Source organism: Sphingopyxis solisilvae, from assembly GCF_015475875.1.
Lineage (GTDB): Bacteria > Pseudomonadota > Alphaproteobacteria > Sphingomonadales > Sphingomonadaceae > Sphingopyxis > Sphingopyxis solisilvae.
Genome location: NZ_JADKYM010000028.1, coordinates 1 through 20,811 on the forward strand (window position 1 = coordinate 1; position 20,811 = coordinate 20,811).

The following is a 20,811-nucleotide window of genomic DNA, read 5'->3' on the forward strand; positions in this document are numbered from 1 at the left end:
CATTGCGAGCGTAGCGAAGCAACCCAGAGTAGCGTAAACCTCCGTGGATTGCTTCGCTACGCTCGCAATGACGACGTTTGACAGCCGCACCCTTTCCCCGGACCGACAAATCTGCCACTGGCCGCCCCATGCGCAGCCTGTCCGACATTCACGATGAATATGATTTCCTCGACGGCGACGATCGCTATCGCCTGCTGATCGAACTCGGCCGCGAACTGGAGCCGATGCCCGACGCGCTCAAGACCGATGCGACGCTGGTTCGCGGGTGCAGCGCCAGCGTCTGGGTCTATCCGGTGCCGCAGCCCGATGGCCGCCTGCACTTCCTCGCCGACAGCAATGCCGCGATCACCAAGGGCATCGTCGCGCTGGTGCTGGCCGCAGTGCAGGACAAGCCCGCTGCCGAAGTCGCCAGCATGGACATCGCCGCCGCGCTCGCCCCCTTTGACCTGACGCGCCAGCTGTCATCGAACCGCACCCAGGGCGTCCCCAACATGATCGCGCTGGTGCAGGACACCGCAAGGCGGATCGCCGCGGGCTGACCGGCAGGCGCCGCATCTTCGTGGCGTAACACTTTTCAATCAGCCACGAAAAAGGGCGCGGGAGTTGCCCCCCGCGCCCTCGTTTCGTGCCTGTCGGAGTCGCTTAGAAAGCGACCGTGAGCGTGCCGCTGATCGTGCGCGGCGCGCCGATCTGGGCGTTCGGCGCCGACGAACCCTGCGACAGCGACGAGGTGAAGTTGCCGACATAGAGGGTGTCGAACAGGTTGTAGACGTTGACCTGGAAGAAGGTCTTGTCGTTCAGCCCCAGGAACTCGAGGTTCAGACGGGCGTCCAGATTGACCAGCCAATAGGCGTTGGTCTTGGCCGGATAGACGATGGTCCCGGTGCAGGTCGTCGGAGCAACCGTCGTGGGCTGGACCGAGCAGATCGGCAGGTTGGTGTCGTAGATGTTACGGCCACCGGTGCGCTTCGCCGTCACGCCAAGTTCGAACGGACCGAACATGCCGCGCGCCGAGCCGCCATAGGTGTAGGCAGGCGCCCCGCCTTCACGCTTGCCGCCGGTGGGTGCAAAGATCGGCTGACCGGCCGTGGTACAGGCCGGAATGGCCGGGTTGGCAGCCTGCGCCGGGGTGCAGGCGCCGACCTGGACATCGTCCTTGATGTCCGACTTCATGTACGAACCAAAGGCATAGAGCGCGAGCTGCGGGATCGGCTGGTAAGCGATGCTGCCATCGATGCCATATTTGTCGACGCGGCCAAGGTTACGATACAGGTTGCGCTGCGTTTCTTCGTCGAACGCCGAAGCAAGGCGATTGTCATACTTCGTGAACCAGCCCGAAACCTGCGCCTGGATCTTGCTGGTGCGATAGCGCACACCCAGGTCGAAGTTATCGGTCGTTTCCGGATCGGGGCGCGCCGACGGCGTGTTGGCGGGGAAGAAGAACGCGTTGTAGAGCGCGTCGGTGCCCGGAACCTGAAGACCCTTCGAATAGTTGGCAAACACCGACATCTGTTCGTTCGGCTTGAACAGCAGGCCGATGTTCGGAAGGATGTCGTCATATTTCAGAACGCGCTGCTGCGGTCCCTGAATCGTCGGGTTCAGCGCTGCATAGGTCGCGTTGCGCGGATCGTCGGCGCCGCCGAAACACTCAACGAAACCGGTATCGCTCGACGTGAAGCAATAATTGTTCAGGTCGCGCTTGAAGAAAGGTGCGCGAATACCGATGGTCGTGATGAGGCGACCGTCAGCCCATTCACCGCGATACTCGCCCGACACCTGCGTCAGGATGGCGTAAGACAGGCGGTCGCGCTTCTGCAGCACGGTACCCGTGCTATCTACCAGCGGATCATTGACCGGGAACACATCGAACGGTTCGCCATTGAACTGGAGCAGGCCGACTTCGCCGGTCTGACGGTGTCGCGCACGGTCATAGGTGAAGCCAACGCGCAGCGTATGGGCATCGTTGATGTTCCACCGCAGGTTGGCGATCACGCCGTAACGGTGCGTCTGGGTCTGGCTGGGGGCCAGCATAGCGACTTCGTCCAGAATGTCCCCGTCGCCGTTCAGGTCACGGCCGAAATATGGACGGCCGCCAAGATAGCCGGTCTGACAATTGACGCCAGCGCCCGAGGTAACCGTGGTGCAGTTGGCCGCGCCGCCGGTCGGGTCGATGTCAAAGCCGCGTTCGCGTGCGAACACGGTGCCGCCGCCGTTGGCCTTCACATATTGATAGCTCGGATCGACCGTCAGGACGACGCCTTCCGCCAGCGTAAACTTCGATGCGCCGCGGATATTGCCCGTATTCGACGGGTTGTAACGGCGGTCGAATTCGGTGCCGCAGTTCGAGCCCAAGTCCCCGAGGCCGGGCCGCGCCACGACTTCGGTCGTGCAGGGGAAGTTGATGTTATATTCGCGCTCGTCCTTGTCGAGCGGGAAGCGGTTGGTCGAACCCGAACCGACGACGCGGTTGGCGTCGAGGCGCAGCGGCACCGAACCGAAGAAGTTGTTGCGGTTTTCGTTGTAGTGACCGGCGACCGAGATGAAGTCGCCATTGTCGCCGAGCGGCTGCCAGATGCGACCGTTGAACTGCTTCTTGCGGACGCGGCCATAGTTGTTGAACGGATTGTCGTTCGACGCGGTCGAGGCCGAGAAGAATGCCCGGGTGCCCCAAGGGGTGAATTCGCCGGTGTTCACCAGGCCGAAGATGCGGAAGAATTTATACTCGCCCGCCGAACCCGACAGCTTGACGCCGAATTCTTCGGTCGGGATCATGGTGCGATAGTTGACGGTCGAACCCGTCGCGGCGGCGGTCGGGCTGTCGACGTCGGTCGAACCCAGGTTGACGTTGACCTGTTCGATCAGCTCGGGATCGAGCTGCTGGTTCGAATAGATCGCATAGTTGCCCGAGTCGTTCAGTGGCACGCCGTCGAAGGTCAGGCTGATACGGTCGGCCGAAAAGCCGCGGATCGACAGCTGGCCGCCCGACGAACCATAGGCGTCGTTGTTGGTGAAGGTCACGCCGGGGACGAGGTTGATGGTGTCGAGAATCGTCTGACCCGGATTCTGGCGGGCGATCACTTCCTGACCGAGGACCGACTTCGCTTTCGACGTGTCGGGCGACTGGATGCCGGCGACATCGGTCGCGCGCGCGCCGGTGACGACGATTTCGTCTTCGAAATCGACCGAACCGGTCGACTGGGCAAAGGCCGGCGTGGAAAGCAGCGCGACCGGGATCAGCGCGACGCTGGCGGCAAGCGTGTGACGGAATTTCATGTCAGGATGTCCCCTATGGTGGTGTCATGTGGCAGGCGCGCGAAAAAGGGCGCGCGAAACCTGCGAGCGCCCCTGAAGCCCGCATGTGGCACGATTGTGACAGCAATTGTGACAGTGCAAGTGGCGCCGCTCGTTCCGCCGCGGCAAAGGTGAAAAAAGCGCCGATTTCCGTCAGGCGCTCGAATTTATCCACAAGCGCGCTTGCGTTTTTCTTGGCAACTGTTGCTGCGATGCAACATTTTTTGAACCGCGATCGGGCCGAGTCGCGGCCTGAAGCGACGTTTCAGCGCGTGGCGGGCAACGGCCCCAGATTGACGGCTGCGACTGCCGCGGCGGTACGCGCCAGCGCCTCGGGCGTCGGCGGCGACGGCATCGTGGCACGGATCTTGAGCACCCATTCGCCGCGCCGGACGGCATAATATCCGGTCTTGAAACTCCGTTCGCCTATCCGCCCGTCGAACCAGCCCTGGTGCAGGCCGTCGGCGCGTTTCTCCATGCCTGCGGGCACCAGCGCGGGGGTCGCGCCAAAGCTGTTGGTGATCGCGCTGGCGATGTCGTCCGCGGTTTCCGCGATCGTCCAGTCGCCTGCCGGATAGGCATATAGATCGACCCACGCGTCGCCCGCAGCGCCGCCCTTCACCGTGTAATTCACCGACACGTCGCCGGGGCCGAATATGGTGACCTTGCGCGCCGGCATGTCGCCGAGGCTGCTGGGAAAGACATAGCCCGATCCGACATGGCGAAAGCGTTCGCCATCGCGCCGGACGTCGGCCGAATCGACGACTTCGGCCACCGGGGTGACCACCGGTTCGGCTTGGACGGGTGCCGATAAAAGGAGGGCGAGGCCGGTCGCGAAAGCCAGCGGCAGCGCCCGGCGCATCAGGCGGCGTCGCCCGCGGCTTCCTTCGCCTTGTCGGCATAGACGCGCACGGGATCCTTGCGGCCCTCGACGACATCCTTGTCGACGACGATCTCGACCACGTCGGTCAGGTCGGGCAGGTCGAACATCGTGTCGAGCAGGATCGCCTCGACGATCGAGCGCAGCCCACGCGCGCCGGTCTTGCGTTCGATCGCTTTCTTGGCGACCGCGACCAGCGCATCGTCGGTAAAGGTCAGCACGACCTCCTCCAGATCGAACAGCTTGCGATACTGCTTCACCAGCGCATTCTTGGGTTCGCCCAGAATCTTGACGAGCGCGTCGATGTCGAGATCCTCGAGGGTTGCGATGACGGGCAGACGGCCGACGAATTCGGGGATCAGGCCGAATTTCAGCAGATCTTCGGGTTCGATGCTTTTCAGCACTTCGCCCATGCGGCGCTCGTCCGGACCGGCGACATGCGCGCCAAAACCGATCGACTTGCCCTGCAGGCGGTCGCCGATGATCTTTTCAAGGCCGCTGAATGCGCCGCCGGCGATGAACAGGATGTTCGTCGTGTCGACCTGCAGGAATTCCTGCTGCGGATGCTTGCGCCCGCCCTGCGGCGGCACCGACGCGGTCGTGCCTTCCATCAGCTTCAAGAGCGCTTGCTGCACCCCTTCGCCCGACACGTCGCGGGTGATCGAGGGGTTCTCGGCCTTGCGCGAAATTTTATCGATTTCATCGATATAGACGATGCCGCGCTGCGCCTTTTCGACATTATAGTCGGACGACTGGAGCAGCTTGAGGATGATGTTCTCGACATCCTCGCCGACATAGCCCGCTTCGGTCAGCGTCGTCGCATCGGCCATGGTAAAGGGCACGTCGAGGAAGCGCGCGAGCGTCTGCGCGAGCAAAGTCTTGCCGCTGCCGGTCGGGCCGACGAGCAGGATGTTCGACTTCGCCAGTTCGACGTCGTCGCCGCGGCCCGAGTTGGCGAGCCGCTTGTAATGATTGTGCACCGCGACCGACAGCACGCGCTTGGCGGTGTTCTGGCCGATGACATAATTGTCGAGATGCTGGCAGATTTCGAGCGGCGTCGGCACCGCGCCGTCCTTGCGCGCGGCAACCCCGCCCTTGATTTCCTCGCGGATGATGTCGTTGCACAGCTCGACGCATTCGTCGCAGATGAACACGGTCGGCCCGGCAATCAGCTTGCGGACTTCGTGCTGCGACTTGCCGCAGAAGGAGCAGTATAGAGTGCTCTTGCTGTCCGAGCCGCTCAATTTCGTCATAAATCTTCCTCTGGCACGCGCCCAAACGGCGATGCCTTCCTTATCCTAGTCCGCGGGCACCCAATTACAATATGGCAATTGGGTGACATGGCGGCGCTGTCCCGCCTAGCGCCAAGGCGCCAAACGGGCGTCAACAAATGCGGTTACCAGGCCCCTTTTCGTCATGCCGGGCATGATCCGGCATCCATCCATCGGTCGCGCAAATGGACTCCGGATCAAGTCCGGGGTGACAATGGAGGGTCGCAGTCACCAAACTCAGGGCGTCGGGCCTTCGCTCAGATCCTTGGCCGCGTCGCCCTCCAGCGCGCCGGGGCGGCGATCATAGACATGGTCGACAATACCGAATTCCTTGGCCTCGTCGGCCTCGAGGAAGGTGTCGCGGTCCATCGCCTTTTCGATCTCTTTCAGCGACTTGCCGGTATATTTCACATAAAGGTCGTTCATCCGCCGCCGGATACGCAGGATTTCCTTCGCCTGGATTTCAATGTCCGACGCCATGCCGCGCGCGCCGCCCGACGGCTGGTGGACCATCACCCGCGCGTTGGTCAGCGCGACGCGCATCCCGGGTTCGCCCGCGGCGAGCAGGAAGCTGCCCATCGATGCAGCCTGGCCGATGCACACGGTGCCGACGCGGGGGCGGATATATTGCATCGTGTCGTGGATCGCCATGCCCGCCGTGACGACGCCGCCCGGCGAGTTGATGTACATATAGATGTCCTTCTTCGGATTTTCCGATTCGAGGAACAAGAGCTGCGCGGTGATCAGCGAGGCCATGTTGTCCTCGACCTCGCCGGTGACAAAGATGATCCGTTCGCGCAGCAGGCGCGAGAAAATATCAAAGCTGCGTTCGCCGCGGCTCGTCTGCTCGACGACGACGGGGACAAGGGCGGCGAGCGGGTCGATCATGCGATTCTAGTCCTTGATTATCGGGTTGCCCGGCCGAGGACCGGCGGGCTGTCCCTCCGGCGCCCTACATCGGCGGCAAGGCCGAGGGTTTCAAGAGGGGAAATGGGGCAGCCCGGTCGGTAAAGGTAAACTGCCATGGCGGCTTTGGGGTGGGGAGTGGACGTATAAGCTCCTCTCCCCTTGAGGGAGAGGATAGCGCAGCTTGCTCCGTCAAGAGCTAGCGAAGCTTGGTGAGGGGGGGGGGGACGCACGCAGGCGTAGACCCCTCTCAACTGCGGCTAGGTAGCAAGCTGCCAAGCCTTCGTATCTCTCCCTCAAGGGGAGAGAGGAAGAATGGGTTATGTCCGCAACCGGTCGAAAAGCCGACCTGGCACACCATGCAACGCTCCGCCCTGTAGCACCAACGAAAAAGGGGCGGGAAAGACCCGCCCCTTTTTTGCATTCGCTGGCGCCTCGGCGATCAGTCGCCTTCGCCCGGTTCGGGCGAGAAATGCGTCTCGAACTTGCCTTCGACGCCCTTAAACTCGTCGGCGTCGGCGGGGCTGTCCTTTTTCACCGTGATGTTCGGCCATTCGGCGCTGAACTTGGTGTTGATCTCCAGCCATTTTTCGAGACCGCTTTCGGTGTCGGGCAAGATCGCCTCGGCCGGGCATTCGGGTTCGCACACGCCGCAGTCGATGCACTCGTTGGGGTTGATGACGAGCATATTCTCGCCCTCATAGAAACAGTCGACCGGGCACACTTCGACACAGTCCATATATTTGCACCGGATACAGGCATCGGTGACGACATAGGTCATGGGTTCTGGCTCCCTTCGCCGGCGGCACCCTTGCCGTCCGGACCGTCTTGGCCTGCCTCTAAGCCGCGCCAATGTTACGCGTCAACGCAAAGCGACAGTTGCGAATCACTTTCACTCGATAGGCAAAAAGGGCGTGGTGCGGACGACAGCTTTTCCTTGCGCGTCGATAGTTCAGCTGGCGGGGGTGTTCGCCGCTTCGAGCCGGACGTAGCACGCCTGCGCTTCGGGCGCCGGGCCGCGGCGGACGGGCAAGGTGAGCAGCCGGATCACCTCGATGCGCTCGCCGACCGGCAGCACCAGCGTCGCGCCGGCATGGACGGCGCACGACGACCGGGTGACCCGTCGTCCGTCGAGCCGGATATGCCCTGCCGCGATGATCGCCTGTGCCAGGCTGCGCGAGCGCGCGAACCGCAGGAACCACAACAGCTTGTCGAGCCGGATGCTGCCCGCGGCGCCGGGGCTGGCCATATGGCCGTCAATCCTTGCGCGCGTCGGCCAGCATCGCAGCGAGGCCGGCAAAGGGGCTATGGGGTGACGGGCTGCGCCGCGTCTGTCGTTCGGGGCGGGGCGTCGGCGGCGGTGCGGTGCGAACCTTGCCCCGCTTGCTGCGCTTGTCCTTTGCCTGCTTGGCGGGCGGGCGCCGCGTCTCGCCGTTCGCTGCGCTGGACGCGACTTCGGTCCCTTTGCGATCCTTTTGTCGCCGCGGGCGCTTGTCGGCGGCCTTGCGCAGGCCCGACCAGCGCCAGCGCTGCAAGGCCGGGTCGCCGACCGTCCGAAAGCCGAAGCTGCCGAGCAGGGCGCGGCGGGTGTCCTCGTCCAGACCGAGCGAGGTGGCGAGCGCCGGGTCGATCAGAAAGCCGGGCGATGTCGCATGAGGCGCTTCGTCGCCCGTGTCATCATGCTGATCATCGTCGCCGCCTGCGATGGGCGCGGTCGGCGGCGCCGCCGCCTGCATCCGCGCCGCATGGGCTTGGCGCGCCAGCTTTTCCGCCATGTCGATGCGCAGCCAGCCATTGGCGCAGCGGCGGAAACCCGCAATTGCCAGCCCCGCCTGGCTGCCGGCTTTTTGCAGCACTGCGCCGTGCGGGGGTAGCGCGGGGATCGCGCCGCCTTGCTGTGCCGCGACCAGTGCCGCGCGCCAGCGCACCGCCTCGGGCTTGAGCAATGTCGGATGGAAAATATCGAGCGAGCCGATGGTGAACCCCAGCTTGCGCAGCTGCGGCCGTTCGTCGGGCGCGAGCGCGTTCAGCTGGTCTTCGACCGTGGCGCGGCCGATCATCCCGCTGTTGTCGGTGAGGGCTGCGAGCAGCGCGCGGACGCGCGGCGGGGTGAACAGGTCGCCGGCTGCCTCGCCCATCGCCGCGAGCGGGCCGGCGTGGCGCGCCAGCTGCGTCGCGATAAAGCGGTGCAGCCGTTCGGTGATCGCCTGCACCTGCACCGGCTCCAGCCGCCGCAGCGACGGATCGATCTGCACCGACGGCTGGACCAGCGTCGGCCCCTTCGCCAGCGTCGCGACGGGGTTGCCGTGCCAGGCGAGCCGCGGCTGTGTGCCGGGTTCGGCGATCAGCGACAGAGCGCTGTCGTCGCCTTCGGCCAGCGCCGCGGCGCGCCGCGCCAGTTCGGCGCGCAGATGCTTCTCGGCGGCGGCGAGCAGCATCCGGTGATCGCTGGCCTTCGCCACCGGATCGACTTTGAACTGAAATCCATTGAGCGTGCCGATCGCCTCGCCATCGACCGCCACGGTGCCGTCCTGCCCGACTGCCACCGGCAACGCGGCATGGCGCTGCCCCGCATCGCGCAGCAACAGCGCAAGCCGCCGGTCGACGAAGCGCTGCGACAGCGCCGCGTGCAGCGCGTCGGACAGGCGCGATTCCAGCGCTTGCGCCTGTTCGGTCCACCCCGCCGCGCCCGCGATCCAGTCGCCGCGCTGCGCGATGAAGCACAGGGTGCGCACCGCGGCGATCCGGCTCGCGAGCTGGTCGATGTCGCCGTCGGTGTCGTTCAGCCGTGCCAGCCGCTTGGCGAACCAGTCGGGGTCGATCATGCCGTCGCCACTGGTGCGCCATTGCCACAATTTCAGGATCGTCCGGCTGTGATGCTCAGCGCCCAATTGCTCGAAATCGGGCAGCCCGCAAATGTCCCACAGGCGCTGTACCGCATCGAAATCGCCGCCGCGGGCGCGCACTTCCAGATCGCCGGCCAGATGTTTGAGCACGGCGATATCGACCGCTTCCGGGGCGGGGCGCAGCGCGGGATTGGTCGGCGGCTGCGCCAGATCGGACAAGAGCTGGTCGAGCGAGCCGAAGCGCGGCGTCGGATTGCGCCAGAACAAGCTGGCCAGCGGGGGGAAATGATGCCCCTCGATCGCCGCCACTTCCTCGGGCGTGAAGCCGCCCTGCGGCTGGCCGACGGTGCCGAAGCTGCCGTCTTGCTGGTGCCGTCCGGCGCGCCCCGCGATTTGCGCCATTTCGGCGATCGTCAGCCGCCGCAGCCGCCGCCCGTCGAACTTTTGCAGGCTGGCAAAGGCGACATGCTGGACGTCGAGGTTCAGCCCCATGCCGATCGCGTCGGTGGCGACGAGGTAATCGACCTCGCCCGCCTCGAACATCGCCACCTGCGCGTTGCGCGTCCGCGGGCTCAGCGCGCCCATCACCACGGCGGCGCCACCCGAAAAGCGGCGCAGCATTTCGGCGATCGCATAGACTTCCTCGGCCGAGAAAGCGACGATCGCCGATCGTTTGGGTAGCCGTGACAGCTTGGACGATCCGGCATAGCTGAGCGTCGAAAAGCGCGGACGGGAGACGATCTCGGCCTCGGGAACCAGATTTTTCACGAGCCCGCGAATGCTCGCGGACCCCAGGATCATCGTTTCCTCGCGCCCGCGTGCGCGCAGCAGCCGGTCGGTAAAGACATGGCCGCGCTCGGGATCGGCGCCGAGCTGCGCCTCGTCGATGCCGACAAAGGCGACATCGCGTGTCAGAGGCAGCGCCTCCATCGTGCCGAGCAGATAGCGCGCGTCGGGGGGGATGATGCGTTCTTCGCCGGTCACCAGCGCGACCTGTGCGGAGCCTTTGATTGCTACGACACGATCATAGACTTCACGCGCCAGCAGGCGGAGCGGGAAGCCGATCATGCCGCTCGAATGGGCGGTCAGACGCTCGACCGCCAAATGGGTTTTGCCGGTGTTGGTGGGGCCAAGGACAGCCTTGACCGGCTGGGAAGAGGATGACGTCATTATCTTGCCTGCCAAGCTGGCATGGGTCGGGGCGGCGTGCAACTGCCGATCGTCGAATTGCGCGACCAACAGGAAATTTTGCCCACCGCTTGCATAATATCCCGCCCTCGCCACAACTTGCCGCAAGCGCTGGCAGCTAAACCGCCATTAAATTGACTTTAACGACCTTTCTTTACAGACAGGAGGTCGAATTCATTCGGTGGCCGGGTAAGGGAGGTCCGCCGGGCGGGGGTTGCAATTTGTTCCAGCGTCACGAACCCATCGCGGGCATGTCCGGCAATGCGGCTGCGCTCGCGATGTCGCAGGCGATCGCATTGCCCGCCGCTGCGGTCGATTCGGACCTGCTCGGCTGGCGTGACCGGCTGGCGCAGCTCGACCTGGTTCCCGACCTCGGCGACAACATCGGTTCGGCCGAATGGTGGCGCGGCCTCGCGACCCTGACGCTGCTTTGCGGCGCGGCCATCGCCACCTTTCCCGGCATCCAGCCGCTGGCCGTCGGCGGCACCCCCGCGCTCGACGCGCGCGATTTCAATGAAGCGCGCGCGCAGATGATCGTGCCGCTGGCGCTCGGCGGCGACACCGGGCGGCACATGGCGGCGACCGACGCGGTCCGTCCGCTGACCCAGACCCCCGAACGGCCGCAGATCGAACTGACTGCCACGCTCGGCAACGGCGACAGCTTTGCCCGCCTGCTCGAACGCTCGGGCGTCGGCCGCGGCGAGGCGCAAGCGCTGGCGAACCAGGTCGCGACCGCCGTGCCGCTCGCCGACATCGCGCCGGGCACCCGCATTGACCTGATCCTCGGCCGCCGTGCGGCACGGACGATGCCGCGTCCGGTCGACGCGCTGGCGATGCGCGCGCGTTTCGACCTGCGGATCGAAATGGAGCGCGAGGGCGACCTGCTGGTGATGCGCCGCATCCCGATCGCGGTCGACAATACACCGCTGCGCATTCGCGGCCGCGTCGGCGACAGCCTCTATCGCTCGGCGCGCGCCGCCGGGGCGCCGCCTGCGGCAATCCAGTCCTATCTGCGGGTCATCGGCCGCCAGATTTCGGTCGGCAGCGATATTCGCGCCAGTGACGAGTTCGACATCATCGTCGATTACCGCCGCGCCGAAACCGGCGAAAGCGAGACCGGCAAGCTGCTCTATGCGGGTCTGGTCCGCGGCGGCAAACCCAAGCTGTCGATGATCGAATGGACCGTCGACGGCCGCACCCAATGGTATGAGGCATCGGGCGTCGGTGTCCAGCGCGGCGGCATGGCGCGCCCGACCAACGGGCGCATCACCTCGACCTTCGGCATGCGCCGCCATCCGATCCTCGGCTATCGTCGGATGCACAGCGGCATCGATTTCGGTGGCGGTTATGGCGCCCCGATCTATGCCGTCACCGACGGCGTGGTGACGATGGCGGGCCGCAACGGCGGTTATGGCAATTTCGTCAAGCTCAACCATGGCAACGGCCTGGGTACCGGCTATGGTCATATGAGCCGGATTGCGGTGCGCCCCGGCCAGCGCGTCAGCCGCGGGCAGGTGATCGGCTATATCGGGTCGACCGGGCTGTCGACCGGCCCGCATTTGCACTATGAACTGTATCGCAACGGCCATGCGGTCAATCCTTCGTCGGTGACCTTCGTCACCCGCGCGATGCTCGAGGGCAAGGCGCTCGCCGATTTCCGCGCCCGGATCGCACAGCTGACCGCGGTTGCGCCGGGCGCCGCGCTGACCCCGATGGCGGTGCGCGAGATCGAAGGACCAAAGCTGGGCAGCCTCGCCGACGTCGCATCGAAACGCGCCGAGGGCGGGATTTGAAGATTTCACCCCCTCCCGCAAGCGGGAGGGGGAGGGTTTGCCAATATCCATTTGCCCCGGCGCCATCGCCCGCTATGCACGCGGCATGACCCACGCCGCCTTTCCCGACCTTCGCCTCCGCCGCGCCCGCCGCACCGGCTGGAGCCGCGCGATGGTGCGCGAAACGACGCTGGCGCCTTCGAACCTCATCTGGCCGCTGTTTGTCTGCGACGGATCTGGCGCCGAGGAACCGATCACCAGCCTGCCGGGCGTATCGCGCTGGTCGGTCGACGGGCTCGTCGATCGCGCCCGCGACGCCGTGGCGGCGGGCATCCCGTGTCTGGCGCTGTTCCCCTATACCCAGCCCGACCGGCGCAGCGCGGACGGCGCCGAGGCGCTCAACCCCGACAATCTGATGTGCCGCGCCACCGCTGCGATCAAACAGGCGCTCGGCGACGACATCGGCGTGCTCACCGACGTCGCGCTCGATCCCTATACCAGCCACGGGCAGGACGGGCTGGTTGATGATGCGGGATATGTGCTCAACGACGAAACCGTCGAGGTACTTGTCGGGCAGGCGCTCAATCAGGCGCGCGCCGGTGCCGATATCATCGCGCCCAGTGACATGATGGACGGACGCATCGGCGCGATCCGCGCGGCGCTGGAGGCCGAAGGCTTGGGCCATGTCCAGATCATGAGCTACGCCGCCAAATATGCCTCGGCCTTTTATGGCCCGTTCCGCGACGCGGTCGGTTCGCGCGGGCTGCTGAAAGGCGACAAGAAAACCTATCAGATGGACCCTGCCAACGCCGAAGAAGCGCTGCGCGAAGTCGCGCAGGATCTGGCCGAGGGCGCCGACAGCGTGATGGTCAAACCGGGGCTGCCCTATCTCGACGTCGTCCGCGCGGTGAAGGACAATTTTGCTGTCCCGGTCTATGCGTATCAGGTGTCGGGCGAATATGCGATGATCGAGGCCGCGGCTGCGGCCGACGCGGGCGACCGCGACGCGCTGGTGCTCGAAACCCTGCTCGCCTTCCGCCGCGCGGGCGCGTCGGGGGTACTGACCTATCATGCGCTGCACGCCGCGCGGCTGCTGAACGAATAGTCAGACAAGGGGTAGTTTTTGATGACTGCGTTACCGCGGCGCTGGCTGTTTGTTCTGACCATCCTGGTCGGCAGTTTCCTGCTCTTTCAGGTCCAGCCGATGGTGGCGCGGATGGTGCTCCCTAAACTGGGCGGCGCTCCGGCGGTGTGGAACAGCGCGATGCTGGTCTATCAGGCGCTGCTGCTCGCCGGCTATGCCTATGCCCATTGGCTCGGGCGGTTTACTTTGCGGCGGCAGGCGGTGATCCATCTTGCCCTGTTCATCGTCGCGGCGCTGTGGCTGCCGATCGGCATTGCGCAGATTGCGCCGCCGGCGGCGGGGCAGGAGGCGCTGTGGGTGCCGTTGCTGCTGCTGGCCTCGATTGGACCGGTGTTTCTGGTGGTGTCGGCGCAGGCGCCGTTGATGCAGCGCTGGTTCGCCGCCGACAGCCGCGCGGGCGATCCCTATTATCTCTACGCCGCGTCGAACCTGGGCAGCTTTGCCGGGCTCATCAGCTACCCGGCGCTGGTCGAACCCAATCTGCCGCTGGCGACGCAAAGCTGGGGCTGGACCGCGGGCTATGCGCTGCTCGTGCTGCTGGTGGCGGCGAGCGCTGCGGCGCGCTGGTACGCGCGCGGGGGCGAACCGACGGACGCCGCAGTTGCAGGCGAAGACCAGCGGCCGACCTGGCGGCGCCAGCTGCACTGGCTCTTGATCGCGGCGGTGCCGTCGGGGCTGATGCTGTCGACGACGACGCACCTCACCACCGACATTGTTGCGATGCCGCTGCTGTGGGTGCTGCCGCTCGGCCTTTATCTGCTCAGCTTTGTCATCGCTTTTTCGACGATGCACCGGCTGACCGAGGTTTTTGCCTTTATCGCGCCGACGGTGCTGCTGACGATCGGCGCGCTGGCGCTGCTCAGTTCGGGTGGCGGCTCATTGATGGTCGCGCTTGCCAGTCTCGCGATGCTGTTTGTCGTCGCGACCGCGCTCCATGGCTATCTTTATCATCTGCGTCCGGCGCCGCAGCATTTGACGCTTTTCTACCTCGTGATGTCGGCGGGCGGGGTGCTTGGCGGTTTGTTTGCGGCGCTGCTCGCGCCTTTGCTGTTCGACTGGGTGTACGAACATCCGCTGCTGACGCTGGCGGCGGCGATGCTGTTGCCGCTACCCGCGATCCTGCCGTGGGACAAATGGCTGAAACTCAAACCCTCGTCGGCGCGGATCGTCGTGGCGCTGCTCGTCGCGCTGGCGGTTTATGGCAGCCTGCGGATGGTCGACGGCTGGACGGGGCGGCTGGACGGGGCGGTGGCGGGCTGGGGCATGGCAATGCTGGTCATCGGCATTCTGGTGATCGGCTGGCGCTGGGCTTATGTCGCGGTGCTGGCGCTGCTGATGATCGGCGTCGGCGGCTGGACCACGGTGCAGGAAAGCTTCACCGGCGACCGGGTCCGCAGCTATTTCGGCGTCTACACCGTCACCGATTATCCGGCACAGGGCCAGCGACGGCTGGCGCACGGCACGACGCTGCACGGCCTCCAGCGCACCGACCCGGCGCACCGGCGCGAGGCCACGACCTATTATGGCCCGAAATCGGGTGTCGGCCTGGCGCTGGACAAGGCAGAGGCGCTGGCCGGACCCGATGCCGCGGTCGGCATTGTCGGGTTGGGCGCGGGAACGCTCGCCTGTTATCGCCGTCCTGGCCAGCAATGGACGATATTCGAAATCGATCCGGTGATGGTCGATATCGCGCGCGACCCTGCCAAATTCACCTTCCTGTCCGATTGCGCGGGCGATACGCCGATCGTGATTGGCGACGCGCGGCTCAAGATCGCCGAACAGTCCGCGGGACAGTTCGACATATTGGTCATCGACGCCTTTTCCTCCGACGCGATCCCGCTCCACCTGCTGACGAAGGAAGCGATCGGCATCTATGCGCGCGCCCTGAAGCCCGACGGCATCTTGCTGATCCACATCTCCAACCGCTTTTTCGCGCTCGAACCAGTGCTGGCCGAGGAAGCGCGCGCCCGCGGCTGGGCGGCGGCGATCCGGCTCGACTCGGGGCCGCCCGACAGCGGGATCGATGACTTGACCGGATCGAACTGGGTCGCGCTGGCAGCAACGCCCGACCGGCTGCAACAGCTGACCGGCGCCCTGCGTCCGCGCCGCGAGGCGCCGCTCGACGGCGCCTGGGTGCCGCTGAAATCGCGCGCCGGGTTCCAGCGCTGGACCGACGATTATGCCTCCACCCTGCCCGTCCTGATGTGGGGCAGCCTGATCGGAAAGCGAGCCGGATGAGTTATCATGACGTCAGCATCATCAGTGTGAACGGCAAAACGCCGCAGATCGACCCGAGCGCCTTTATCGCGCCGGGGTGCCGCATCATCGGCGACGTCACGATCGGACCCGACGTCAGCATCTGGTACAATTGCGTACTGCGCGCCGACGTCAGCCGCATCGTCGTCGGCGCGCGGTCGAACATCCAGGACGGCAGCATCGTCCATTGCGACGGCCCGATGCCGCACCGGCCCGACGGTTTTCCGACGATTATCGGCGAAGATGTGCTGATCGGGCACCTCGCGATGGTCCACGGCTGCACCTTGGCCGACCGGGCGTTCGTCGGCCTCAAGGCGACGGTGATGAACGGCTGCCGGATCGGCAGCGACGCGATGCTGGCGGCGGGGGCGCTGCTCACCGAGAATAAAGAGATACCTGACCGCGAGCTATGGGCTGGCGCACCGGCCCGCCGCGTACGCGAAATCGACGACGCGCAGGCTGCGGGGATGCAGATGGGCGTTGCGCATTATGTAATGAACGGGCGGCTGCACAAGGCAGCGGTCGAGGGGTAAATGAAAAACCCCTCCCGCAAGCGGGAGGGGCAGCGAGACTTACGAACTTGTTCGTTAGTCGCAACGGGGTGAGCAATCGCGACGTCGCATGCTCGCTACGCTCGCGCCCACCCCCAACCCCTCCCGCTGGCGGGAGGGGAGGGTAGGCTCAGCGGAAGTTCACCATTGCATAGAGCATCGGGATCGACAGCAGCGTGTTGGTGCGCGAAAAGATCATCGCGGTCTTGGCCGCCTTCGCCTTCGTCGCATCGTCGGCCTCGACGATGCCCAGCGCCTTTTTCTGGTTCGGCCAGATCACGAACCAGACGTTGAACGCCATGATCAGACCCAGCCACATGCCGACCCCGATCAGGCGGGTGTCGGGATCTGTCAGCGACAGAGCAGGCACCAAATACTTCATATGCCCAGCGATGCCGATACCGAGCAATACCGTAATTAGAGCCGCCCAGCGGAACCAGAACAGCGCGGCGGGGGCGATATGCTTGCCGACGGCAGGCTTCAGTTCGGCCGGAATCTTGGGCATTGTCGGGATCTGGACGAAGTTGAAGTAATAGAGCAGGCCGATCCACAGCACGCCAAAGAAGGTGTGCAGCCAGCGCATGACTGCATCGGCGGCGGCCGCGCCGCTATCAAAGCTGTGGCCGTTCAGGCCGAGCATCAGGATGATCGCGAGCACCAGCCCCGCACCCAGCACCGCGTGCAAATTACCGAAAAACTTGTCCATTTTATCCCCCTCGCTTTGTCTGGGGCGCGGCGCGACCCGGTGCCCTGCCGCTTCCTATGCCAGCGACGCGAGTCTTGCTCAAGCGTGCTTCCGTGATCCTCCCCGCTTGCGGGGAGGGGACCGCCGCCGCAGGGGTGGTGGAGGGGCCGCAACGGCAGCGCCAAAGCCCCTCCGTCGGCGCTGCGCGCCGCCACCTCCCCATCGCTGCGCAACAGGGAGGATTATTGGGCCTTTTCGGGTTCCTCGGGCACTGCCAGCCCGTGTTTCAGCATCACCGGCACCTGCGTCAGGGTGAACAGGAACGACAGCGCGGTGATCCCCCACACCTTGATCGTCAGCCACAGGTCGAAACTCATTTGCCGGGCCTGAATCAACTCGTACATCACATGGTTCGCGATCCCGAGCGCGGCAAAGAACAGCCCCCAGTTCCGCGACAGCAGCAACCAGCCCTTTTCGGTCACCCCCTCGAGCGCCGACTGGAGCAGATATTTCAGCATCGGTTTCCTGAACCACCAGCCGCCGAGCAGCATCGCGGCGAAGGCGCCATAGATGATCGTCGGCTTCATCACGATAAAGCGTTCGTCGTGAAACCAGACCGTGAGCGCGCCAAAGCCGATGACCAGCACGCTCGACAGCCACAGCATCGGCGAAATCTTGCCCAGCTTCCACTTCGACACCGCCATCGCGATGACGATCGCGACCATGAAAGCGACGGTGCCCTTGATCGCCGCCGTCGTCGCCGCAAAGGCACCTTCGCCGCCCGACGACAATTTATAGGCGACGAAGAACACCAGCAGCGGCCCGAAATCGATTGCGAAATTCAGCCAGCCATGTTTGGCAGGCGGCGCGGCGGGGATCGCCTCGGGGCCGGTCGGCGGCACGTCGATGGGGGCGGCGGTCATCGGATATTTCCTGCAATGATTGCGGCGATCTCGTCGGCGTCGAACGGGCGAAGGTCGTCGATGGTTTCACCGATGCCGATCGCGTGGATCGGCAGGCCGTGCCGTTCGGCTGCCGACACAAGCACCCCGCCGCGCGCGGTGCCGTCGAGCTTGGTCATCACGAGCCCCGTGACTCCGGCGACTTCGCGGAACACGTCAATCTGCGCCAGCGCATTCTGCCCTGTCGTCGCGTCGAGGACCAGCACGACATCGTGCGGCGCCGCGGGGTTGAGCCGCCCCAGCACGCGCTTGATCTTGGCCAGCTCGTCCATCAGCTCGCGCTTGTTCTGCAGGCGCCCCGCGGTGTCGACGATCAGCACGTCGATCCCGGTCGCGGTCGCCTGTTTGACCGCGTCGAACACGATCCCCGCGCTGTCGCCGCCTTCGGATCCAGCCATGATCGGGACGCCGAGCCGCTCGGCCCAGACTTTGAGCTGCCCGATCGCCGCGGCACGGAACGTGTCGCCCGCAACCAGCATCACGCCATAATCCTGTTCCTGGAACAGATGCGCCAGCTTGGCGATGGTCGTGGTTTTGCCCGACCCGTTGACCCCGATCACCAAGATGACCTGCGGACGCGGAAAGGCGTCGATGTCGAGGGGTTCGGCGACCGGCCGCAGCACGGCAGCAATTTCTTCGGCGACGATCTTGCGCAATTCCTCGGTGCCGTTCGCGGCGACATCGCGGCGTTCGGACAGGCGGTCGCGAATACGCCCCGCCATCGCCGGACCCAGGTCGGCGGTAATCAAGGCCTCTTCGATGCGGTCCAGATCATCCTCGTCCAGCCGCGCCTTGCCGGTCAGCCCCGCCAGATTTTCGCCCAGCCGCTCCGACGTGCGCCGGAACCCGCCCAGCAGCCGTTCGCTCCAGCTTTGTCCGCTCATGCGGCGATGTCCTGTACGATGGGGGTGGCGATCATGCGGTCTCCGTCGCGCGCGGTTATCCGCACGGCGATGATGGCGCCCGGCGCGGCGGGCGCGGTGAGGCGAATGGCGGCAAAATTTTCGGCATGGCCGGTGAACCCGTCGCGCTCGACCAGCATCGATGCGGAGGCACCGATCTGGCGGTCGAGCCAGTCGTGGCGCCGCCGGGCATTGGCCTCGCGTAGCGTGGCGGCGCGTTCGCGCGCGATGCTGCGCCCGACCTGCGGCATGCGCGCGGCGGGGGTTCCGGCGCGCGGGCTGTAGGGAAAGATGTGCCCGAAAACGATGTCGCAATCGTCGATCAGCGCCAGCGAGTTCGCGAACATCGCATCATCCTCGGTCGGGAAGCCGGCGATCAGGTCGGCGCCGATCGCAATATCGGGGCGTGCGCCTTTGAGCCGCGCGACGAGCGCCACGGCGTCAGCGCGGCGGTGGCGGCGCTTCATGCGGGTCAGTACCATATCGTCGCCCGCCTGCAATGACAGGTGGACGTGCGGCATGACGCGCGGTTCCTGCGTCAGCAGCGCGAACAGGTGGTCGTCGATGCGGTTCGGGTCGAGCGACGACAGGCGCAGGCGCTCGATCGGCAGCGCGAGCAGCGCTTCGACGAGCGAAGCCAGCGTCTTGCCGCGGTCGTCGCCATAGCTTGCGAGGTCGACCCCGGTCAGGATGATTTCGCGCTGGCCGCGGTCGATCGCGATCCGCGCGGCCGCGACCACCGCTTCGACCGTAGCCGACCGCGCCGTCCCGCGCGCCATTACCGTCGCGCAAAAGGTACAGCTGTGCGAGCAGCCGGTCTGCACGCCCAGAAAGGCGCGCGCATGATCGGCGCCGGACAGGGCGGGGGTGTAAGGCAATCTGCGCCCCTGCGAAGGCAGGGGCCCAACAACGGCCGGTTCCATGTCGCGCTGACCGGAGATGGGTCCCTGCCTTCGCAGGGACACGGTTGCAGGATTATAACTCTCGACCAGACCCTTGGCATCATTGCGCACCACCCGCGCGCCCATGTCGGCAAAGCGCACAGCCTCCAGTTCCGCCGCGCACCCCGTCACGACGACATCCGCATCCGGCCGCTCGCGCAGCGCGCGCCGCACCGCCTGCCGCGCCTGCCGCACCGCTTCGTCGGTCACCGCGCAGCTGTTGAAGACGATCGTATCGTGCGCACCCGCTGCACGCGCCGCTGCACGAACCGCTTCGCCCTCGGCAATATTCAGCCGGCATCCGAAATTGACGACCTCGGGGCCGTCCAGCACCGCACCACTCATCCGAACTGCGCCCAGTCGGTCTCGCCCTCATACACCCGTGTCGCCGCGCCGCTCATCACGATCGGTTCGCCCGGCGCCCAGCGAATGATCAGGTCGCCCCCGGGCAGCGCGACGGTGACCGGCGATTGCACCAGCCCCGCGCGGATCGCCGCGACCGCGGTGGCGCACGCGCCGGTACCGCACGCCTGCGTCAATCCGACCCCGCGCTCCCACACGCGCAGCTGCAACTGGTTGTCGCCGTCCAGACTCGCGACATTGACGTTGACGCGTTCGGGGAACAGCGGGTCGGTTTCGATCCGCGGCCCCAGCGCGTCGAGCGCGACAGCGTCGGCCTCGGGCACGAAAAAGACGATGTGCGGGTTGCCGACATTGACCGCCGCGCCATGCTCCAGCTCGTCCCACGCCACCGGCATGTCGCGCGTGTCCATCGGCATCGCCAGCGGGATCAGTTCCCAGTCGAACACCGGCTCGCCCAGCGTGACCTCGGCGCCGCCGTCCGCCGGCGTCACGCGCAGCATGCCGCCCAATGTCTCGATCACCGCGGGCTGGCCGATCAGGGTCGCGACACAGCGCGTCGCATTGCCGCACGCCTCAACCTCGCCGCCGTCGGCGTTGAAGATCCGCATCCGCACATCGGCCTTGGTCGATGGTTCGAGCAGGATCAGCTGGTCGCACCCGATGCCGTGGCGCCGGTCGGCAATCGCATGCGCACGCGCCGGGGTCATCTCGACCGCGCTGGTCCGCGCGTCGATGACGACAAAATCATTGCCCAGCCCGTGCATTTTGGTGAAGCGGTCCGCCATAGTCCGCGCATGTAAGGGGCGAGCGCGGGGAAGTCTAGCGATGCGGGGCAGGGCGCGACCGTGGCCGA

At 65.7% G+C, this 20,811-nt stretch carries 17 protein-coding genes; 5 read left to right on the forward strand and 12 right to left on the reverse strand.

Annotated features, from left to right (window positions below):
* Positions 1-128: 128 nt before the first annotated feature.
* Positions 129-539: a SufE family protein gene (locus IR187_RS15035; protein WP_194955400.1), complete on the forward strand. Its 411-nt coding sequence runs from the start codon at positions 129-131 to the stop codon at positions 537-539.
* 103 nt (positions 540-642) lie between these two features.
* On the opposite strand, the gene IR187_RS15040 is transcribed toward IR187_RS15035, so the two are convergent.
* The 7 genes from IR187_RS15040 to IR187_RS15070 form a co-directional block, all read right to left on the reverse strand.
* Positions 643-3,273: a TonB-dependent receptor gene (locus tag IR187_RS15040; protein WP_194955401.1), complete on the reverse strand. Its 2,631-nt coding sequence runs from the start codon at positions 3,271-3,273 to the stop codon at positions 643-645.
* A 283-nt stretch (positions 3,274-3,556) separates the two neighbouring features.
* Positions 3,557-4,153, reverse strand: coding sequence for a hypothetical protein (locus IR187_RS15045; RefSeq protein ID WP_194955402.1), 597 nt, complete (start codon positions 4,151-4,153; stop codon positions 3,557-3,559).
* Positions 4,153-5,424 carry an ATP-dependent Clp protease ATP-binding subunit ClpX gene (clpX, locus tag IR187_RS15050; RefSeq protein WP_194955403.1) on the reverse strand — a complete coding sequence of 424 codons (1,272 nt, stop codon included), beginning with the start codon at positions 5,422-5,424 and terminating at the stop codon, positions 4,153-4,155. The genes IR187_RS15045 and clpX overlap by 1 nt, the downstream gene beginning before the upstream one ends.
* Positions 5,425-5,679: 255 nt before the next feature.
* Positions 5,680-6,330, reverse strand: a complete 651-nt coding sequence (locus IR187_RS15055) for an ATP-dependent Clp protease proteolytic subunit (protein ID WP_194955404.1) — start codon at positions 6,328-6,330, stop codon at positions 5,680-5,682.
* Between the two features lie 460 nt (positions 6,331-6,790).
* Complete coding sequence (gene fdxA, locus IR187_RS15060; protein ID WP_194955405.1) at positions 6,791-7,129, reverse strand: ferredoxin FdxA; 339 nt, start codon at positions 7,127-7,129, stop codon at positions 6,791-6,793.
* A gap of 171 nt (positions 7,130-7,300) precedes the next feature.
* Positions 7,301-7,597 carry an RNA-binding S4 domain-containing protein gene (locus IR187_RS15065; RefSeq protein ID WP_194955406.1) on the reverse strand — a complete coding sequence of 99 codons (297 nt, stop codon included), beginning with the start codon at positions 7,595-7,597 and terminating at the stop codon, positions 7,301-7,303.
* A 7-nt stretch (positions 7,598-7,604) separates the two neighbouring features.
* On the reverse strand, positions 7,605-10,364 hold the full coding sequence (locus tag IR187_RS15070; protein ID WP_194955407.1) for a helicase-related protein: 2,760 nt from the start codon (positions 10,362-10,364) through the stop codon (positions 7,605-7,607).
* A gap of 269 nt (positions 10,365-10,633) precedes the next feature.
* Between IR187_RS15070 and IR187_RS15075 the strand changes: the two genes are divergently transcribed.
* The 4 genes from IR187_RS15075 to IR187_RS15090 all read left to right on the forward strand — a co-directional run bounded on the left by IR187_RS15075 (position 10,634) and on the right by IR187_RS15090 (position 16,087).
* Positions 10,634-12,175 carry a M23 family metallopeptidase gene (locus IR187_RS15075; protein ID WP_194955408.1) on the forward strand — a complete coding sequence of 514 codons (1,542 nt, stop codon included), beginning with the start codon at positions 10,634-10,636 and terminating at the stop codon, positions 12,173-12,175.
* 85 nt (positions 12,176-12,260) lie between these two features.
* Positions 12,261-13,259, forward strand: coding sequence for a porphobilinogen synthase (gene hemB / locus IR187_RS15080; RefSeq protein ID WP_194955409.1), 999 nt, complete (start codon positions 12,261-12,263; stop codon positions 13,257-13,259).
* A 21-nt stretch (positions 13,260-13,280) separates the two neighbouring features.
* Complete coding sequence (locus IR187_RS15085; RefSeq protein WP_194955410.1) at positions 13,281-15,536, forward strand: fused MFS/spermidine synthase; 2,256 nt, start codon at positions 13,281-13,283, stop codon at positions 15,534-15,536.
* On the forward strand, positions 15,533-16,087 hold the full coding sequence (locus IR187_RS15090) for a gamma carbonic anhydrase family protein (protein ID WP_194955411.1): 555 nt from the start codon (positions 15,533-15,535) through the stop codon (positions 16,085-16,087). The genes IR187_RS15085 and IR187_RS15090 overlap by 4 nt, the downstream gene beginning before the upstream one ends.
* Before the next feature lie 148 nt (positions 16,088-16,235).
* On the opposite strand, the gene IR187_RS15095 is transcribed toward IR187_RS15090, so the two are convergent.
* The 5 genes from IR187_RS15095 to dapF all read right to left on the reverse strand — a co-directional run bounded on the left by IR187_RS15095 (position 16,236) and on the right by dapF (position 20,743).
* On the reverse strand, positions 16,236-16,811 hold the full coding sequence (locus IR187_RS15095) for a urate hydroxylase PuuD (RefSeq protein ID WP_194955412.1): 576 nt from the start codon (positions 16,809-16,811) through the stop codon (positions 16,236-16,238).
* 221 nt (positions 16,812-17,032) lie between these two features.
* Entirely contained in the window at positions 17,033-17,713 is a 681-nt protein-coding gene (locus IR187_RS15100) for an inner membrane-spanning protein YciB (protein ID WP_194955413.1), read from the reverse strand.
* The gene (ftsY, locus tag IR187_RS15105) at positions 17,710-18,636 is read right to left on the reverse strand and encodes a signal recognition particle-docking protein FtsY (protein ID WP_194955414.1); all 927 of its coding nucleotides are present in this window, start codon (positions 18,634-18,636) and stop codon (positions 17,710-17,712) included. The genes IR187_RS15100 and ftsY overlap by 4 nt, the downstream gene beginning before the upstream one ends.
* Positions 18,633-19,940: a MiaB/RimO family radical SAM methylthiotransferase gene (locus IR187_RS15110; protein ID WP_228765976.1), complete on the reverse strand. Its 1,308-nt coding sequence runs from the start codon at positions 19,938-19,940 to the stop codon at positions 18,633-18,635. The genes ftsY and IR187_RS15110 overlap by 4 nt, the downstream gene beginning before the upstream one ends.
* On the reverse strand, positions 19,937-20,743 hold the full coding sequence (gene dapF / locus IR187_RS15115) for a diaminopimelate epimerase (protein WP_194955415.1): 807 nt from the start codon (positions 20,741-20,743) through the stop codon (positions 19,937-19,939). The genes IR187_RS15110 and dapF overlap by 4 nt, the downstream gene beginning before the upstream one ends.
* Between the last annotated feature and the right edge of the window lie 68 nt (positions 20,744-20,811).

What these genes read in the sequence shown, in the direction of transcription:
- IR187_RS15070 (WP_194955407.1), bottom strand. Translation starts at nt 10,364, where the DNA reads ATGACGTCATCCTCTTCCCAGCCGGTCAAGGCTGTCCTTGGCCCCACC.
- IR187_RS15055 (WP_194955404.1), bottom strand. Translation starts at nt 6,330, where the DNA reads ATGATCGACCCGCTCGCCGCCCTTGTCCCCGTCGTCGTCGAGCAGACG.
- IR187_RS15095 (WP_194955412.1), bottom strand. Translation starts at nt 16,811, where the DNA reads ATGGACAAGTTTTTCGGTAATTTGCACGCGGTGCTGGGTGCGGGGCTG.
- IR187_RS15090 (WP_194955411.1), top strand. Translation starts at nt 15,533, where the DNA reads ATGAGTTATCATGACGTCAGCATCATCAGTGTGAACGGCAAAACGCCG.
- ftsY (WP_194955414.1), bottom strand. Translation starts at nt 18,636, where the DNA reads ATGAGCGGACAAAGCTGGAGCGAACGGCTGCTGGGCGGGTTCCGGCGC.
- dapF (WP_194955415.1), bottom strand. Translation starts at nt 20,743, where the DNA reads ATGGCGGACCGCTTCACCAAAATGCACGGGCTGGGCAATGATTTTGTC.
- clpX (WP_194955403.1), bottom strand. Translation starts at nt 5,424, where the DNA reads ATGACGAAATTGAGCGGCTCGGACAGCAAGAGCACTCTATACTGCTCC.
- hemB (WP_194955409.1), top strand. Translation starts at nt 12,261, where the DNA reads ATGACCCACGCCGCCTTTCCCGACCTTCGCCTCCGCCGCGCCCGCCGC.
- fdxA (WP_194955405.1), bottom strand. Translation starts at nt 7,129, where the DNA reads ATGACCTATGTCGTCACCGATGCCTGTATCCGGTGCAAATATATGGAC.
- IR187_RS15085 (WP_194955410.1), top strand. Translation starts at nt 13,281, where the DNA reads ATGACTGCGTTACCGCGGCGCTGGCTGTTTGTTCTGACCATCCTGGTC.
- IR187_RS15065 (WP_194955406.1), bottom strand. Translation starts at nt 7,597, where the DNA reads ATGGCCAGCCCCGGCGCCGCGGGCAGCATCCGGCTCGACAAGCTGTTG.
- IR187_RS15100 (WP_194955413.1), bottom strand. Translation starts at nt 17,713, where the DNA reads ATGACCGCCGCCCCCATCGACGTGCCGCCGACCGGCCCCGAGGCGATC.
- IR187_RS15075 (WP_194955408.1), top strand. Translation starts at nt 10,634, where the DNA reads ATGTCCGGCAATGCGGCTGCGCTCGCGATGTCGCAGGCGATCGCATTG.
- IR187_RS15110 (WP_228765976.1), bottom strand. Translation starts at nt 19,940, where the DNA reads ATGAGTGGTGCGGTGCTGGACGGCCCCGAGGTCGTCAATTTCGGATGC.
- IR187_RS15040 (WP_194955401.1), bottom strand. Translation starts at nt 3,273, where the DNA reads ATGAAATTCCGTCACACGCTTGCCGCCAGCGTCGCGCTGATCCCGGTC.
- IR187_RS15035 (WP_194955400.1), top strand. Translation starts at nt 129, where the DNA reads ATGCGCAGCCTGTCCGACATTCACGATGAATATGATTTCCTCGACGGC.
- IR187_RS15045 (WP_194955402.1), bottom strand. Translation starts at nt 4,153, where the DNA reads ATGCGCCGGGCGCTGCCGCTGGCTTTCGCGACCGGCCTCGCCCTCCTT.